Genomic DNA, 16,235 nt, shown 5'->3' on the forward strand with positions numbered 1-16,235 from the left:
CACCTGTTTGTTCAATGAGAGAATGGCCATAATTTCCGGAATTACCCCCTCGTTTCGCGGCCATAATTTCCGGAAGCCACAACGTTTCGCCAGCTCAGGGACAAGCATGCACACAACAACTCATGATTGTCGTTTCCGATACCTCGCCGATCAATTATCTCTTTCTCATTGACCAACTTGAACTTCTTCCCCGCTTGTTTCGGCAAATCGTCATTCCTGAGGTTATGCGAGATGAAATGCTGGTTCCAGATGCACCACCAGCACTGCAGGTATGGATAGCTGATCCGCCTGCTCGGTTTAACAGTCTAAACTGTACCCAAAATTGATCAAACCCTGAGTACGCTTGTTCCAGGTGAACAAGTAGTCATTACCCTGGCTCAAACTATTTCAGCAGACTTACTGATTATTGATGGGCGATTAGGACGGTGAGCAGCAGCAGAGCGAGGAATTCCCATTATTGGTACGCTTGGAATTTTAGATGAGGCTGCTAACCAAGGGTTGATCGATCTCTCAGATGCCATTGCTCGATTGCAAACAACGAACTTCCGTATATCTCGTCGCATCATTCAGATATTATTAGAGAATGAGAGTAGTCAAGCATCAATGGAAAAGTAATTGTGAGTCTGGCGGAATTACCAGGGAAAGAGTTGATTCTGCCTGGATTGGAAGATTTGCATAAAGGTCAAACTAATACAATTGGAGCACTGCTGATTGCGATCTCATCCATGCGCCTAACTGCAGCAGGGCTAGAGTTTCCAAAAGACCATTTGGTTACAGCCGACATTCCGCACTCCCAACTGTCACAATCAGGTATTAAGTCTGAAAGCCTTTTCCATAGAGACTTTGAATGCCTTAATAGTTCTCTTGAACTATTTTAAAGCTATTCTCAATAGCTAGGTACTATTGAGAATTCATGCCTCTTTAGAGGCTGTGATCCATTGGCTTCGTCATTAATTATCGGATGTGCCAATTTAATGGCGGAATGTGGGTTACAGAATCCTAACTAGCCTTATATGCCCATCTCCAAGCCACACGAGACGATGCCTACCCGTATTACAATGCCCTGCTGAGCAGTCTCAACAGCTTTTGCAGTGCGCTTGAACTCAGTTCAAAAAGTACAAATTAGAACGATTACGCCTAATCAACTGAAAAAGCAATCTATTGCTGCCAAGGCTGTGCCAGCGTAGTGCAATCCCAAACAGCCCCGGTGTTCATGCCCTCCAAGCTAAAATTGGAGCAATGCTGATTCTAGCTGAACTTTAACCCATGCCCGATCCGGTCACCCTCGAAGACATCTACGCCCTGTTTCAACGCTCACAAGAAGAAGCCTAAGGAACCTGAATCATGCAAGTCACCCTCAACCTCCCTGACGAATTAGTTAAGCATTTCAACCTTGAGTACCTGGCTCGTGAAATTGTAGAAGCCCTGGTAGTGCAATCTTACCAAGTAGAAAAAATTACCAGTGCTGAAGTGGGGCGTATCCTGAATTTACCGTCTCGCTGGGCCGTGGATGCTTTCCTAAAGGAGCATAACGCTTATTTGCATTACGATGAGGCAGATTTAGAGAGCGATCGTGAAACGCTTCGCCAACTCCGGAAAAATCATTCATATAGCAACTCATGATCGTCGTTTCCGACACCTCGCCGATCAACTATCTCTTGCTCATTGACCAGATCGAATTGCTTCCCCGCTTATTTGGACAGCTCGTTATCCCTGAGGCTGTGCGAGATGAAATGCTAGTTCCAGATGCACCACTAGTAGTTCAGGCATGGATAGCTGATCCTCCTACCTGGTTGACAGTTCAAACGGTATCCAAGATCGATGAAACACTCAATGCTCTCGATCCGGGAGAACAAGCAGCTATTACTCTGGCTCAAACCATTTCAGCTGACTTACTGATTATTGATGAGCGCTTAGGACGACGTATAGCAATGGAGCGGGGAATTCCTATTATCGGCACGCTTGGAATTTTAGATGAGGCTGCTAACCAAGGGGTGATCGATCTCTCAGATGTTATTGCTCGATTACAAACAACAAACTTCCGCATATCCCGCCGTATCATTCAAGAATTGCTGGAAAACAAGGCTTAACCCAACATAAATGAGGAAGATCGTGAGTCTAGAAGAATTACCAGGGGCAGAGTTGATTCTCCCTGGGCTAGAGGATTGGCATAACGGCAAGACCAATACAATTGGGGCGCTGCTGCTATCGCATCCATACGCCTACCCGAGACAGGGCTAGAGTTTCCCACAGATCATTTGGTTCCAGAGCCAGAACTCACTTTGTACGTCCAGCTTCAAGCCACACGAGACGATGCCTATCCGTACTACAATGCCCTGCTGAGCAATCTCAATAGCTTTTGCAGTGCGCTTGAACTCAGTTCAAAAAGTACAAATTAGAACGATTATGCCTAATCAACTGAAAAAGCAATCTATTGCTGCCAAGGCCGTGCCAGCGTAGTGCAATCCCAAACAGCCTCAGCGCTTATGTCCGCCAAGCTAAAATGAAACCAACACTGGTTTTGCCTGAACTTTACCCATGTCCGACCCAGTCACCATCGAAGACATCTACGCTCTATTCCAACGCTCGCAAGAAGAAGCTGATCGGCGCTTTGCCAAGGCCGATCAGCGAGCTGCTGAGTCCAAAGCTGAGTTTGAGCGCAGCGTGGCAGAATCCAGAGCTGAGTTTGAGCGCAGCATGGCAGAATCCAGAGCTGAGTTTGACCGGCGTATGACTGAGTCCAAAGCCGAAGCTGACAAACGATTAGCTAAAGCTGAAGCGATCGCAACTCAAGCCAATCAAGCCGTCAATAGCCTGAGTAGTCGTTGGGGACGATTTGTAGAAAATATAGTCGCCCCTGCCGCGTTGCGCCTGTTTCAATCTCAGGGTATGGCTGTGCAAGAAGTCTATCAGCGAGTCCGCTCAGCTCGAGGAAACCTCAATCTAGAAATCGATATTTTAGTAGTTGACGATGATGTAGCGGTAGTTATTGAAGTCAAATCCCGATTAACCCAAGACAGTATCCGCCAAGTTCTACGTAGCCTGGAGCAATTTAAGTTAGCGTTTCCCCACTATGCTGGCTATCGACTCTATGGAGCAGTTGCTGCCATTGAGATTGACAAAGATGTGGATACCTATGCATACAATCAAGGATTGTTCGTTATCCAGCAATCAGGCGACAGCGTAGAGATTAGTAATACATCCGACTTTACTCCTCGCAATTGGTAGTTGAAATACCGAGTTTCCGATAAAAAGACCGTGTCATTAAACAACTCTACTATTAGCCAGCTTTTTGGCTTTTCCAATCTCCTTCCATCATTAGCTTCCCCAAGTGCTGCAGAATTGCTGTTACGTTATACATCTCATTCCCTTGTCGAAATAAGGCTATGGGCAGCAATTACTTGGACCATGACACTAGGCTAACTAGAATGCTTATGAAATCGGACTCCCGTAGAAGCCATTCTATCTTAGTTCACTTGTATTATTCTAGCCCTGGATTCAACTCATCGAGAATGCGAAAGCGAATGTGGTTGATGGCCAAATCCCGCAATGAGAACTCTTCCGGTTTGTCGTCGGCAGTCATATTGGTAAAGGGAATCCCTTTGCCAATTTCCATGTGGTACCAGGCCAACCCCATAAAAAATCTCTGCGGGTAAGGACCCCGCTCAATCACATCGTCCACATTGGATTCCATGGGTAGCCAGCCAACACCAGGACCATAAAACTCTAGCCAGACATGGTTAAAGTCAGGTTCCAGGGGCAGGTGGCGATATTCGGGCTGGGGCGGACACTTATAGCGGCCAATGGTACGGCAGGCAATGCCGTTTAGACGGGCCAGAGCCAGCAGCACACCCACATATTCCCCACAGGAACCCGTGCCCCGCTCCAGAGCCACATCAGGGGTATCGATTTTGGGTTGGATACCGTAGGCGAGACGATCATAAACGTAATTGCGAATCCGCAACATCTTCCGCAATACATTCGTTTCGGTACCTGCGCCCTCACTAGCCGCCTGTTGGATAATGTCCGTATCCATGGCTAGATCGTCGTCATCAACAAGATAACCCTCTAGCTCAGTGGGTAGGGGCTTGTCTCCATCAATGTCGTCAGGGGTAAGGCAGTATTTGAGGCTGTACATTTCGACTGTAGCTTTCCAGCCGATGAGACCTCCCTGAAAAGGCTGAATTTGGTCAAATCGAAAGACGGCTACCTGTTGCCCATTCTGTTCTTCAATGGTGAATGGGCGACCAATGGGTTCCACATGGCGGATGCGCTGACGCAGGTTACTGGCAGGTAAAGCAATCCGCCACTCCACATTGTTGAGGGTAATCGCATCCAGGGGCAGCAGTTCTTCCACATAGGACATCTCTACCAGATAGCCGTTGGAGAGGGTGTAGTGCTCGGCCTGGTTAGTTTGGAGATACAGGGGATGGATGAAGGTGCGATCGCGAAATGTCAGCTCATAGGGCGATTCCGCATTAGGATTATCGCGAATATAGGGTTCCTCATCGGCATAGACGATGTAGCAGATAGCTTCTTGATTAGCATCAGGCTGGTAGAACGCGATACCAGTGGGTGAACTGTAGGGAGTCAGGGCGCTTAGTTGAATATCGCCCGTGGTTCTGTCCAGGCAATAAACCGTTTGCTCTGTCTTGTCACATACCCATAACCCATCTTCATTGGTTGCTAAGGTTTCTTCACCCACGCCGGGTTGTGGGAATTTTCCTAAAAGATCGCCTGTATTGCGATCAAAAAGATGGATATAGCCAGATTTCTGGCAGCTGATGTAGACGGTGTTTTCCCAAACAGCTACGCCCGCTACGGGGTAGGGGAGTTTTGTAAAAAAGGTGGGCTTTAGGGCGGTGCGATCGCACCAAAATACCTCTTCGTCCCGAGCAAACCAAAAGGTATCCTGCCAGAGAGATAGGCCCACTACATCCATCCACTCCTTATCTTCCAGCTGATGCGGGTTGAGAATAACGGTGTTGTTGGTGTGGGGATTAACAGAAACGAGATACCCCCTCACCGTATCAATGGAAAAGAGGCAATTATCATCTGCTGCCAGGCCTGAAAGGGCATAGACACCAATCGGTCGAATTGTAGGTAGCTGCGATATTCCGTTGGGGACCCCATGCTCAGGCATAGACTAGGAAAGAATTTAACAGTTATTTAAGTTTTTTATTATAGTGAGGCAGTGTCTTTCTGAATAGCAGCTTGCTACGCGGACAATCTCATTTTTTAGAGACTTATTGATTGTCAAATTTATGACCACAGCAAGATACTGGCATTTAAACTCGAGCATATTCTCCAGTGAGCTTGTTGAGTTGGTTCACTAACAAACTCAAAAACAGTCCCACATCAGTCACTACCCCAATAGATTCCAGGGATCCACGATCGCTCAATTTGGTCACTACCGCTGGATTAATATCCACACAAACCATTTTCACCCCAGCCGGGGTCATGTTCCCCACACCAATGGAGTGCAGCATGGTCGAAAGCATCAAAATCAGATCTGCCCCTTCAATCAAGCGGGCATAATCCGCCTGAGCCTGAAGCAAATCCATTTGGGTATCTGGGAGGGGGCCATCATCACGAATCGACCCAGCCAGAGAAAAAGGTACCTTGTTTTTGACACATTCGTACATTACTCCGCTTTGTAAAATCCCTTGCTCCACGGCATGGGTAATACTGCCGCAGCGACAAATAGTGTTAATGGCTTTGAGATGATGGCGATGCCCACCATGGACCGAAACTCCTCGTTTCATATCCATGCCGAGGGAGGTGCCCATCAGCGCCTGCTCAATGTCGTGGACTGCGATCGCATTTCCCCCCAGCAGCCCATGCACATAGCCTTCGCGAATCAAATGTTGTAGATGTTCACTCCCCCCAGTATGGATCACCACCGGTCCTGCCGTGACCACCACCTTGCCCCCCTGGTCACGGATGCGGCGCAACTCCCAAGCAATTTGCTCCACCACGAGCTCGACGCGTCGTTCACTGGAGACGCCAGCCCCCATAAAACTAAACTCCTCCGTGGACGTTTGCTTGAGGGTAGTAGGAGTGCGCTTAGTGCGAATGCCTTTGCTACCGACAACAACCGATTCCCCCTGCTGTAAATCCCGCAATAACTTACAGCAGGCTACCGGACCATTGGCTGTTTGAGTGATGGCGATGGCACCATCCATCCGCTGACTCTGTACCTTAATCCACCGTCCACCCACAGAAACCTCCGTCGGGTAGATTGCAGTCACATAAAAATCATCCGGTGCCACACCTGTCTGTTCTACTGCTTCGAGCTGAGCGTCGATAACATCATCCGAGGTCACCACGGCCCCCAAATCCACAAGCTGTCCCAGAATGTTTTCAATCACTGCCACATCTGGAGCTGAAACCTTAACCTCCGCTGTTGATATATCCTGGCGCTGTTCACCAAGGTCAAAGCGCAAAACTTGAAAACTACCGCCACCAGACACAATCGTATCCAAAGCTCGATTCACTAAGCCGGAGTCCAGCAAATGACCTTCTAACTGAATCACACAGCTTTGAATCGAGGAGAATCGAGGAGAGTCTCGGTACAACTCTGTCAGCCTCAATGTCAAACACTTAGCGGCACCGCCTGCCTTCAAAAATTCGGTGAGAGGGGTTTCAATCACAGTAAACCCACGCGCTGCTAAGGTCTGTTTGAGACTATCACTGGCGCTATTCATGACAATGATCTGACCAACATTCACCGCATTACAGGCAAAGTTCACCGCATCTACGTCATCCACTGGAATACGTTTTTCCGAACAGATGCGGCGCTCGATCAAGTGATTGGAATAGGTATCAAAGGCGGGAGGGTAGTAGAGTAGGTCACCATTATTGAGTGGACAGAAGCAAGTATCAAGGTGATAAAACCGACGGTCAATCAGTCGTAGAGAAAGAACCTCAACGTCTAGCCACTGAGCTAAATAGGCATGGGAGTTCAGCTCAGAGCGAAACCCATACCCAGCCCACAAGCACTCCTCAACACGATCCAGGAGGGCATCTCCAGCCCCTTCAAAAGGAAGACCTTTGGGCAATATCTGTACGGTATAACCCTGGTCTACAAACCACTGTTGAAAATGGGGTGCTTCCCCCTGCCGTTCGGGATGGAAAAAGCGACTGAGCACAACAGTGTCACCAAGAACTAATCCAGCATTGGCCGTGAACACCATATCTGGCCATCCAGGCTGAGGCTTCACCAGCTCTACTGTCGCATGCTCCTTGAGAATGTTATAGAGCCGATTCCATTGGTCTTGAGCAAGATCCGGCGACGAGCGATGAATATTCCCCTCCATCCATGGATTGATTACATAATCAACGTCGTAGTGCTGCGGAGCACACATCAAAATTCGCACAGGCTCTGACATGGTCAACTCAAGTGAACATCTTGACGGCAGGGCAAGTTATTGGACAAGGCCTCAACGTCCTCCATCTATAACCTAATTATGATCGACACAGTCGATAAAAAGCCTGGAATAGTCGTAATGCTTACTCTTTGACACTTGGCAGAGGCTTATTAAGATTGGCTTTGCCCACATCGAAGGAAATGGCATAGGGGCTGTCTACCTTAGTGGACGCCTTTCTGATTTCTAAGCCAATCACTTGTCCATCTGCGTCGTAATCAAGCACCAAACCAGGTGCGATCTGCGTAGTTTCTTCAACCACAGTCGTAACGAGAGAAATCTGTAGGATGTCTTTATCTGGGTCATAAACGACTTTCATGAGCAAGGATTTCTTGAGTTCCAGTGATCAACTGCTTATCGGGATAAGCTGGGGATATATTCCCATGTAATAAGATAATTTGGGCTCACAGCGATTTTTAGGACACACCAACCCCAGTTAGAGCCAAAGCTTGTTTTTTTACAATAGACACTTGACCATCTTCATCCACATCCAAAACAGCAGTCTCTCCAGCTTGGACTTGCCCTACTAGCATCACTTCTGCCAGGTTATCCTCAACCAAGCGAGTAATGGCTCTTCTCAACGGACGAGCACCATAGCGTGGATCATAGCCTTCAATCACCAACTTCTCTTTAAAGGCTTCAGTCACTTCAATATGAATGTCCTGATCAGCTAGTCGTTTGGCAACATCTTGCAACAGGATATCGGCAATCTGCTTAACCTCATTGCGAGTAAGCTGATGGAAGACAATAATCTCATCTAGACGATTGAGAAATTCAGGCCGAAAAGAGACTTTTAGCGCATCATTGACGCGCTCACGGGTCCGATTATAGTTAGCAGTGTTAACATCCTCATCGATCATGTCAAATCCAATACCATTGCCTTGTTGTTCAATGGCCCGAGCGCCAATATTAGAGGTCATAATGATCACGGTATTTGTAAAGTCCACTCCACGACCTTGAGAGTCAGTCAATCGACCATCATCTAGCAGTTGTAGCAGAAGATTAAACACATCCGGATGAGCTTTTTCAATCTCATCAAAGAGCACCACCGTATAAGGCTTGCGTCGAACGGCTTCTGTTAGCTGACCACCATCGCCATACCCCACATAGCCTGGAGGTGAGCCAATCATTTTGGAAACAGACTGGGGCTCCATATATTCCGACATATCCAACCGGATAATCGCCTCCTCAGAGCCAAACACGCTATGAGCCAGAGCCTTAGTCAGCTCAGTTTTACCTACCCCGGTAGGACCACAAAAGATAAAGCTGGCAATGGGGCGCTGAGAGCTTCTCAAGCCGACCCTCGCCCGGCGAATAGCTTTAGCAACAGCATTCACCACATTCTCTTGTCCAATGATGCGCTGGTGCAGCGTTTCTTCTAGCTTCATCAACATGGCAGACTCAGACTGAGTAATCTGGTTAGCGGGAATGCCAGTCCATGAGGTCACCACTTGGGCAATATCTTCCACGGTCACCACAGGTCGCATTGCTGTCGTTCTATTCTCATTACCCCCTTGGAGCTTGGCCTCCAGCTCCAGTTCTTGATCCCGTAGTTCACTGGCCAGATCAAAATTCTGAGATTTTACTGCCGCATCTTTTTTCTCAATAAGTTTGCGCAGAGACTGTTTGAGTTCCTTCACGGGAGATTTTTGAGAATGGCGCAAATGGACACATGAACCAGCTTCATCAATCAAGTCAATAGCCTTGTCCGGCAAGTACCGGTCGACAATGTAACGATCTGACAGTTTAGCCGCAGCGACTAGGGCCTCATCAGAAATTGTTAGATTGTGGTATTGTTCATAGCTGCCTCGAACACCCTGGAGAATCTCAAGGGCCTCTTCGACACTAGGGGGATTCACTATCACAGGCTGAAAACGTCGCTCTAATGCGGCATCTTTCTCAATATGTTGACGATACTCATCAAGGGTGGTGGCACCAATAACTTGTAATTCACCTCGGGCCAAGGCAGGCTTGAGCATATTGGCGGCATCCATGCTGCCCTGAATAGCACCGGCCCCAACCAGAGTATGGATCTCATCAATTAGCAGAATGATATTGCCAGCATTGTTGACTGCGGCAATAATCTGCTTAAGTCGCTCTTCAAACTCTCCACGAAAACGAGATCCAGCGATCAATGTATTAATGTCTAGGCTCAATACCCTTTGATCCAAAAGTAGCTCAGGTACATTTTGTTCAACAATCCGCTGGGCCAGACCTTCCGCAATGGCTGTTTTACCGACACCAGGCTCACCAATAAGTACGGGATTATTTTTGTTACGACGACCCAGAATTTGAACCACACGTTCAATCTCCTGTCCTCGGCCAACAACCGGGTCAATTTTGCCGTCGATAGCTAATTGTGTCAGATCAGTGACAAATTCCTCCAAGGCTTTACCTGTGACCTTGTGAGTATTCTGTCGATCGACAGTTGACACCGGTAAACGCTCACCAACAGCACGAATAATTGCGATCCGTAACTTGACTAGGTCAACGCCTAAGGTTTGCAATATTTTGGCAGCAGAACTGTCATCATTACTTGTGACAGCCAATAGCAAATGCTCTGGTCCTACATAGCGTTGGCCTAGCTGTTGCGCTTCTTGGACAGACTGCTCTAGCAAGTGCTTAGCACTGGGGGTGAAGGGAATTTCACCGAAGGTTTTTTCGTGATCTAGCTTTAGCAGGCTCTCCACCTCAGTTTGCACAGCCTGTAGACTCAGGCCAGCCTCCTTTACGATCGGTGATACCAGACTGTCACCTTGAGCAATAATCCCAACTACTAACAGCTCAGTGCCAACATATTGCTGGTTTAACCGACTTGCCTCCTGTTGGGCAATCATAATGGTTGCAATTGCCTGGTCATTAAAAAGGTCAAACATAGGATTAAATGCTCAGTGGGTTATCGGCAATACGAGGTGAATGCTTCAAAATGACAAGTGATGGGGAAGACAATGCGAAAGTCTGCTGCTACCTTCCAAATTACAAAGCAGAACGGGGAAAAGGCTGAAACGTAGATAAAAAATCCCTTAGATGCAAGGTATGCAATGTGATTGCCATGACGGCCTCATTAATGAATTTATATAAAGCTGCATATTAGAAACGTTAATGCACCTGAGCCTCGGCCAGGGAGGTGGGAAAGCCGTACATATAAGGAGCTTTACTGACAAGCCCGACGGTTTGCCAAACCGTCGGGCTTAATCATGGCTCGCAGCCATTCAGCTAATTCTGAGAATTGCTTACATTAATGCATGAAAATATAGTGCAGCCAGCCATAGCTTGCGTTCAAAGCTGAGAGAGCAAGTTACCTACAGCTCTCTAGACAAAGTAAGTCATTAAGTCCAATACACCAGCAAGACTCTCTTCCCAGATCTACGGATGGAAGCCAATCAAGATATGGAACTAGACAATTTACTAACAGAAGACGGGTTATGCCTCAAAGATTATGCCACCCAGCATCTCATAACCGTTAGCCTTAGCTCTTCTAAGAGAGCTATAAAAGAGCATTCAGCTGCTGAACTCGTGCATCCTGACGTTGTCGCATGATCCGGCAATACGTATTGACCAAGGATTTTGCCAGCTGACCTTCTACCACAGCCGCCTCATCACGGGACTCATAGGACGACGCTAATAAGGGCTGCACAGAGGGCTGCAAAAATGTGGTAGTCAATTCAGCAAAAAGAGCTTCATCCCATACCAAATCAGCCTCGTAAGCCTCTGGGGCAACCGTTAGATGAGCTTTAGCTACACATCGGATCACGCTGCGTAACGGGTAGAAAAGACACTGAGAAGCCATGGCTAAATCTTGAGAAAAGTTAAAGACGATCATGAATTGTTGTGCAGTATACGTCCCTTTATTTTTCTTTTATCAACTTCTTTCTCAGATTGCCCAAAGAACCTCTAGGGAGATATCAGAAATAGTACGGAGAATAGCGCATTAAGCACTCTATAACCGCAGAATCGCTATTCTAGGCTTAGCAATATCGACATAAACATCCCTAATATTATTTCTTGAAAGCAAGAAAGGCTGGTGAAATAAATTCACCAGCCCAAACGCCATGAGCTATTGCTGTCTGCCAGACAACATTACGGATAAGACTATAGAGTTATGCGGGGTAAACCTGCAGCAGCTTACCAGCTAGATAACCGTAGCCAATAATAGGCTGGCTGCACTCATGCTTGACAGGACCTACTTGAGAAACTGCAGCGACACCGTATAAGCCAGCAGTGAGCTGAGCACCGTTAGGTGTACCTGTCCACGTCAGCTCATATACATACTTGTCTTTGACAGTAGTGAGCATAACTTCCACATCTTTCTCAGCTGCTGCACCACCGATACCTTCAAAGGCAAAACGAACATGTACTTCAGTGCCAAGACACATTAGCAAAGATGTCAGAGGGCTCTTGTTAAATTCGACAGTCAAACTAACAGACAACTCTTCGGTGTCAGCAACAATATAGGGCGAATTCGCAGGTGCAACGATAAAATCATCTTTGGTTTCATCACCAGCACTAGCAATTACCAAATTGCGCATAGAGAAAAAGGAGGGACCCAGAATATTCTTAGAATAGGTCTCAGTACTAGAAAATTGCTTAGTCGGTTGAGCAGTCATAGGATTTTCCTCATGATTTTTATTGACTGATTAGCTACTAGCAAATAAATTATTTTTAGACTTTATTCGACTTAAGTAATCAGTACATTTACATCATGATCAATACTTTCAAAGTAGTCATTACCCATAAGGGTACTTTATTAAATAAGCAAAGATCAATCAACACAAAAAGCAAATAAATAAGGGTTAAAAGTGAAAAACAAAGTCAAATTAAAATAGAGAAAATCAGCCAAATAAAATCAAATTCAAACTAATTTATACATCAAAAAAGCTGACGAAAATATCCGTCAGCATTGTCACTATGGGATTGGGTTGCTAACGCCACTAACTAGAGTTAAGGTTCAAGTTAGTGACGTTGTGAAGTTGCTACTTAGGCAGGATAAACCTGTAGTAGACGACCAGCTAGGTAACCATAGCCGATGATGGGCTGACTGCACTCATGCTTAACAGGACCTACTTGAGCCACTGCAGCAACACCATATAGACCAGGAGTTAGCTGAGCATTGTTAGGCGTACCTGTCCACTTGAGCTCATACTCGTAGGTGTCTTTGACAGTAGTGATGTAAACCTCTACATCTTCCTCAGCTGCCGCACCACCAATACCTTCAAACGCAAAACGGACATGAACTTCAGTACCCAAGCACATGAGTAGAGAAGTCAGAGGACTCTTGTTGAACTTGACGGTCAAGCTAACAGAGAACTGTTCACTATCAGCAACGATATAAGGAGAATTAGCGGGTGCAACATCTAAACCAATTTTAGTGGCATCACTAGTACCGGCAACTGTTAAACCGTTCATTTCAAAAAAAGCAGGACCAAGAATATTCTTGGAGTAGGTTTCAGTTGCAGAATATTCAGCCATAGATTGAGCAGTCATTGTTTTAACCTCATATGTATTTTTAGGCTGAGTAACTAACACAATCAACCTCTTTTGTTAGAGATTGAATTGTTTTTGTATCCTCAGCACAGTTACATCATGCGACTTTGGTTAATTGACGCCATCACCCCCCTGGGTACTCTTAAAAGTCCACCAAATTGAGTAATCGCAAATGCCCTAAAATGCCCGTATTTGAAAACAATAGCTATTAAAAAAGCGCTTCTACTATAGTAGAAGCGCTTTTTTAATACTTAACAGTAGAAAGCCTAATAAACCAAAGTAGTTTCTATTGGCAAACTAAGCTGTGACGGGGTAAACACTCACTTTCTTACGGCTCTTACCCTTACGCTCAAACGTAACTACGCCTTCAATCAAAGCAAACAAAGTGTCATCACCACCACGACCAACATTCTCTCCAGGATGATACTTAGTACCCCGCTGACGGATGATAATATTACCTGCCGTAACGGCTTCGCCGCCATACTTCTTGACGCCTAGGCGCTTCGAATTAGAATCGCGGCCGTTCCGCGTACTACCCGTACCTTTCTTATGAGCCATGACTTAAATCTCCGTGCTTACCTAAAAACTATAAACCGTTAAACTGAGCACCTTATTCTTCTTCACTAGCAGCAGCAGAGGCGTCTTCCGCAGTAATTGTCTTACCACCGATATTGATCGAATCGATCATTAGGCGGGTTAGCTCCTGACGATGACCGCGCTTTTTGCGTGTCTTTTTCTTAGGCTTCATCTTGTAAACGATGACCTTCTTACCCCGTAAGTGACGGACTACGGTACCACTGACGCTTGCACCATCTACCAGTGGCTGGCCAATGCTAGTGTCATCACCATCGTTGACTAGCAATACCTTATCTATAGTAATGCTGGCCTCTTCGTCTACGGCTAGACGATTAACGTCGTAAAAGCGACCGGGCTCGACACGTAGCTGAGTGCCACTCGCTTCAATAATTGCGTATGCCATTGATTCTCCCTTGCCGTACAGGTAGCAAAATTGCTTCAAACCTGATCCGAGCAGATTTTTGCACAGAGATTCATCATCGTTAATTTGGGTGAGTGCTGTCAAGGGATTTTTTAGAAAACGGGAAATTTGGGCCATGCCCCACTATCCTTTTTAAATTTCCGAAACTCTTTACAGTTTTTGATATATAAGCCTCTGCACAGTTTCATCCTGATTTTCTACAACATATGTCGTCTTAAGTATTTGAATCGTGTTCTTCATGGAAGAGGAAAATTCGGGCTTATGTCAGATCTACTGATGTTGATGGCACAACTGACCGCTCCAGAACCACTCAATGGACCGAATCCGGACGTTGACATTGCACCCATGGCCAAGGCTGCGGTTGATGCGGTTAGTCAGCTTGAACAGGCGGTGCCTCAACCAGCGATTCAAGGAGACATGGCACTCACACCCGAATTTTCTAGAGAGGTTGCTGCACGACAGCGGCAGAAACTCTTGCGTCTGCAGCAAACGGCCCGTCGTCCTGAGCCCACTGCTTTTGCAACTACACCTCGGGCAGTGGAAGTTGCCCGTCGTCAACCAGTTGCCGTTACTGGGCCAAAACCAGTTAGTGGGCCTCAACTTTTTGAACAACGCTGGGCCGCGCTACAGTCTGGCTCACTCTATACTCGGGTATCGCCCGATAGTTTCCATGGCAAATGGTCTAATGCCACCTATCAGCCGACCTATGCAGAATGGAAAGGACTTTTGAAACAGGAGGCGAGTGCGATCGCAGCCGGTCAAGGCAATAACCGTCTCACCGTCGTAATTGGCGACTCACTCAGCATGTGGCTGCCCCCAGAAATGCTGCCACGCGATCGATTCTGGCTCAACCAAGGCATTTCTGGCGATACGACTGGCGGTATTTTGCAACGGCTATCCGTATTTGCCAACACTAACCCCGACACCATTCATCTCATGGCTGGTGTCAATGACCTCAAAAATGGAGCCAGCGATCAAGAAATCTTAACGAACCTCCACCAGATCATGGCAAGGCTACGACAACAACATCCTACCGCCCGTGTAGTCGTACATTCCATCCTCCCCACCCGTTGGGAAAATATTCCCAGCAAGCGAGTGCGTTCCTTGAATACTCGGATCGCTCAACTTACCGACTACCATCAGTTAGATTACTTAGATCTACAGCCCAGCTTTAGTAACGATACCGGTAATCTTCGCCAAGACCTGACTACTGATGGATTACATCTCAACCGCTTGGGATATCAAGTCTGGCAGCTGGCGCTTCTGCAAGTATAGAGTTGAAGTTGCGGCTCTCCAGTACGCCTAAACAGCCCATGGGGTAATAACAAATCGTGATGATTACGGCCAGAATGATCGCTTAAATCACTAGCGAGATAAAATCCATTCGCCAAGCAGCGCTTTCCAAGTGAGCAATTAGCCTCGTAGAATATAGGGCCAAGGTCAATTCACTAGCAAGTGCCACATGAAATCCTATCTGGCTGCAGCGTTGCAGATGACCAGCGTCCCTGATCTGGGTAAAAATCTCACCCAGGCAGAAGAGCTGATTGATCTCGCCGTTCGTCGCGGAGCCGAGTATATTACACTACCCGAGAACTTTTCCTTTCTCGGAGACGAATCTGGCAAACTGGCCCAAGCGTCTGAAATTTGTACGGCCAGTGAAAAATTTCTCAAGACTATGGCCCAGCGCTATCAGGTCACTCTCTTAGGGGGTGGCTACCCAGTGCCTACGGACGATGGCAGAATCTACAACACAGCCCTACTAGTGAATGCCAATGGTAATGTGTTGCTTCGCTATGAAAAGGTCCATTTATTTGATGTAAATTTGCCCGATGGCAATACCTACCAGGAGTCTGCCACCGTCACTTCAGGGGAACAACTACCATCGGTCTGTACGACCCAAGATTTAGGTAATCTGGGCATTTCTGTGTGCTACGACGTGCGTTTTCCGGAACTATATAGACACCTATCTCAGCTAGGTGCAGAGGTTCTAACGGTTCCCGCAGCCTTTACGGCATACACCGGTAAAGACCATTGGCAAGTATTGCTCCAAGCAAGGGCCATTGAAAATACCTGCTATATCATTGCCCCTGCCCAAACCGGCTTTCACAACAGTATCCGTCAGTCCCACGGCCATGCCATGATTGTTGACCCTTGGGGAATTGTCCTAGCGGATGCTGGCCAAGATATTGGTATGGCTATTGCCGAAATCACCCCATCACGGTTAGGACAAGTCCGTCAGCAAATGCCATCCCTAAACCATAGGGTATTTGCATAGGGCCGCCAGCATCTTATAAAACTGAACTTCAGTCAGCATTCGATAGCAGACA

At 46.9% G+C, this 16,235-nt stretch carries 17 protein-coding genes and 1 pseudogene; 9 read left to right on the forward strand and 9 right to left on the reverse strand.

The features are described from left to right. The first annotated feature begins 122 nt into the window (after positions 1-122). From IXB50_RS14990 to IXB50_RS15015, 7 genes and pseudogenes are all read left to right on the forward strand, one after another. Positions 123-326, forward strand: coding sequence for a hypothetical protein (locus IXB50_RS14990; protein WP_215609793.1), 204 nt, complete (start codon positions 123-125; stop codon positions 324-326). A gap of 172 nt (positions 327-498) precedes the next feature. Further along, the gene (locus tag IXB50_RS22845) at positions 499-615 is read left to right on the forward strand and encodes a hypothetical protein (protein WP_407658809.1); all 117 of its coding nucleotides are present in this window, start codon (positions 499-501) and stop codon (positions 613-615) included. 2 nt (positions 616-617) lie between these two features. Further along, entirely contained in the window at positions 618-878 is a 261-nt protein-coding gene (locus tag IXB50_RS15000) for a hypothetical protein (RefSeq protein WP_215609794.1), read from the forward strand. A 466-nt stretch (positions 879-1,344) separates the two neighbouring features. Then, positions 1,345-1,623, forward strand: a complete 279-nt coding sequence (locus IXB50_RS15005) for a UPF0175 family protein (RefSeq protein ID WP_215609795.1) — start codon at positions 1,345-1,347, stop codon at positions 1,621-1,623. Next, positions 1,620-2,090: a DUF3368 domain-containing protein gene (locus tag IXB50_RS15010; RefSeq protein WP_215609796.1), complete on the forward strand. Its 471-nt coding sequence runs from the start codon at positions 1,620-1,622 to the stop codon at positions 2,088-2,090. Before IXB50_RS15005 ends, IXB50_RS15010 begins: the two co-directional genes overlap by 4 nt. 22 nt (positions 2,091-2,112) lie before the next feature. Continuing rightward, positions 2,113-2,399: pseudogene (locus tag IXB50_RS22850) on the forward strand (hypothetical protein). Positions 2,400-2,538: 139 nt separating this feature from the next. Then, positions 2,539-3,228, forward strand: coding sequence for a DUF3782 domain-containing protein (locus IXB50_RS15015; RefSeq protein WP_215609797.1), 690 nt, complete (start codon positions 2,539-2,541; stop codon positions 3,226-3,228). Between the two features lie 253 nt (positions 3,229-3,481). Here IXB50_RS15015 and IXB50_RS15020 read toward each other — a convergent pair whose 3' ends face one another. From IXB50_RS15020 to rplU, 9 genes are all read right to left on the reverse strand, one after another. Further along, positions 3,482-5,143: a transglutaminase domain-containing protein gene (locus IXB50_RS15020; RefSeq protein WP_215609798.1), complete on the reverse strand. Its 1,662-nt coding sequence runs from the start codon at positions 5,141-5,143 to the stop codon at positions 3,482-3,484. Positions 5,144-5,288: 145 nt separating this feature from the next. Further along, positions 5,289-7,391, reverse strand: a complete 2,103-nt coding sequence (gene argZ / locus IXB50_RS15025; protein ID WP_215609799.1) for a bifunctional arginine dihydrolase/ornithine cyclodeaminase — start codon at positions 7,389-7,391, stop codon at positions 5,289-5,291. 121 nt (positions 7,392-7,512) lie between these two features. Next, complete coding sequence (locus IXB50_RS15030; protein ID WP_215609800.1) at positions 7,513-7,746, reverse strand: DUF2283 domain-containing protein; 234 nt, start codon at positions 7,744-7,746, stop codon at positions 7,513-7,515. A gap of 97 nt (positions 7,747-7,843) precedes the next feature. After that, positions 7,844-10,303, reverse strand: a complete 2,460-nt coding sequence (locus tag IXB50_RS15035) for an ATP-dependent Clp protease ATP-binding subunit (protein ID WP_215609801.1) — start codon at positions 10,301-10,303, stop codon at positions 7,844-7,846. A gap of 611 nt (positions 10,304-10,914) precedes the next feature. Further along, positions 10,915-11,250: a hypothetical protein gene (locus IXB50_RS15040; protein ID WP_215609802.1), complete on the reverse strand. Its 336-nt coding sequence runs from the start codon at positions 11,248-11,250 to the stop codon at positions 10,915-10,917. Positions 11,251-11,527: 277 nt separating this feature from the next. Next, a complete protein-coding gene (locus tag IXB50_RS15045; RefSeq protein WP_215609803.1) occupies positions 11,528-12,034 on the reverse strand; it encodes a hypothetical protein in 507 nt (168 codons plus the stop codon). Positions 12,035-12,404: 370 nt separating this feature from the next. After that, a complete protein-coding gene (locus IXB50_RS15050; protein ID WP_215609804.1) occupies positions 12,405-12,911 on the reverse strand; it encodes a hypothetical protein in 507 nt (168 codons plus the stop codon). A 297-nt stretch (positions 12,912-13,208) separates the two neighbouring features. Beyond that, positions 13,209-13,469 (reverse strand): 50S ribosomal protein L27, encoded by a 261-nt coding sequence (gene rpmA, locus IXB50_RS15055; protein WP_215609805.1) that lies wholly within the window; start codon positions 13,467-13,469, stop codon positions 13,209-13,211. Between the two features lie 52 nt (positions 13,470-13,521). Next, a complete protein-coding gene (rplU, locus tag IXB50_RS15060) occupies positions 13,522-13,890 on the reverse strand; it encodes a 50S ribosomal protein L21 (protein ID WP_215609806.1) in 369 nt (122 codons plus the stop codon). Between the two features lie 279 nt (positions 13,891-14,169). Between rplU and IXB50_RS15065 the strand changes: the two genes are divergently transcribed. Further along, the gene (locus IXB50_RS15065; RefSeq protein WP_215609807.1) at positions 14,170-15,183 is read left to right on the forward strand and encodes a GDSL-type esterase/lipase family protein; all 1,014 of its coding nucleotides are present in this window, start codon (positions 14,170-14,172) and stop codon (positions 15,181-15,183) included. A 187-nt stretch (positions 15,184-15,370) separates the two neighbouring features. Then, on the forward strand, positions 15,371-16,183 hold the full coding sequence (locus IXB50_RS15070; protein ID WP_215609808.1) for a carbon-nitrogen hydrolase family protein: 813 nt from the start codon (positions 15,371-15,373) through the stop codon (positions 16,181-16,183). The last annotated feature ends 52 nt before the right edge of the window (positions 16,184-16,235 follow it).

Origin of the sequence: Leptothoe spongobia TAU-MAC 1115 (assembly GCF_018739885.1) — a bacterium.
Taxonomy (GTDB): Bacteria; Cyanobacteriota; Cyanobacteriia; order Phormidesmidales; family Phormidesmidaceae; genus Leptothoe; species Leptothoe spongobia.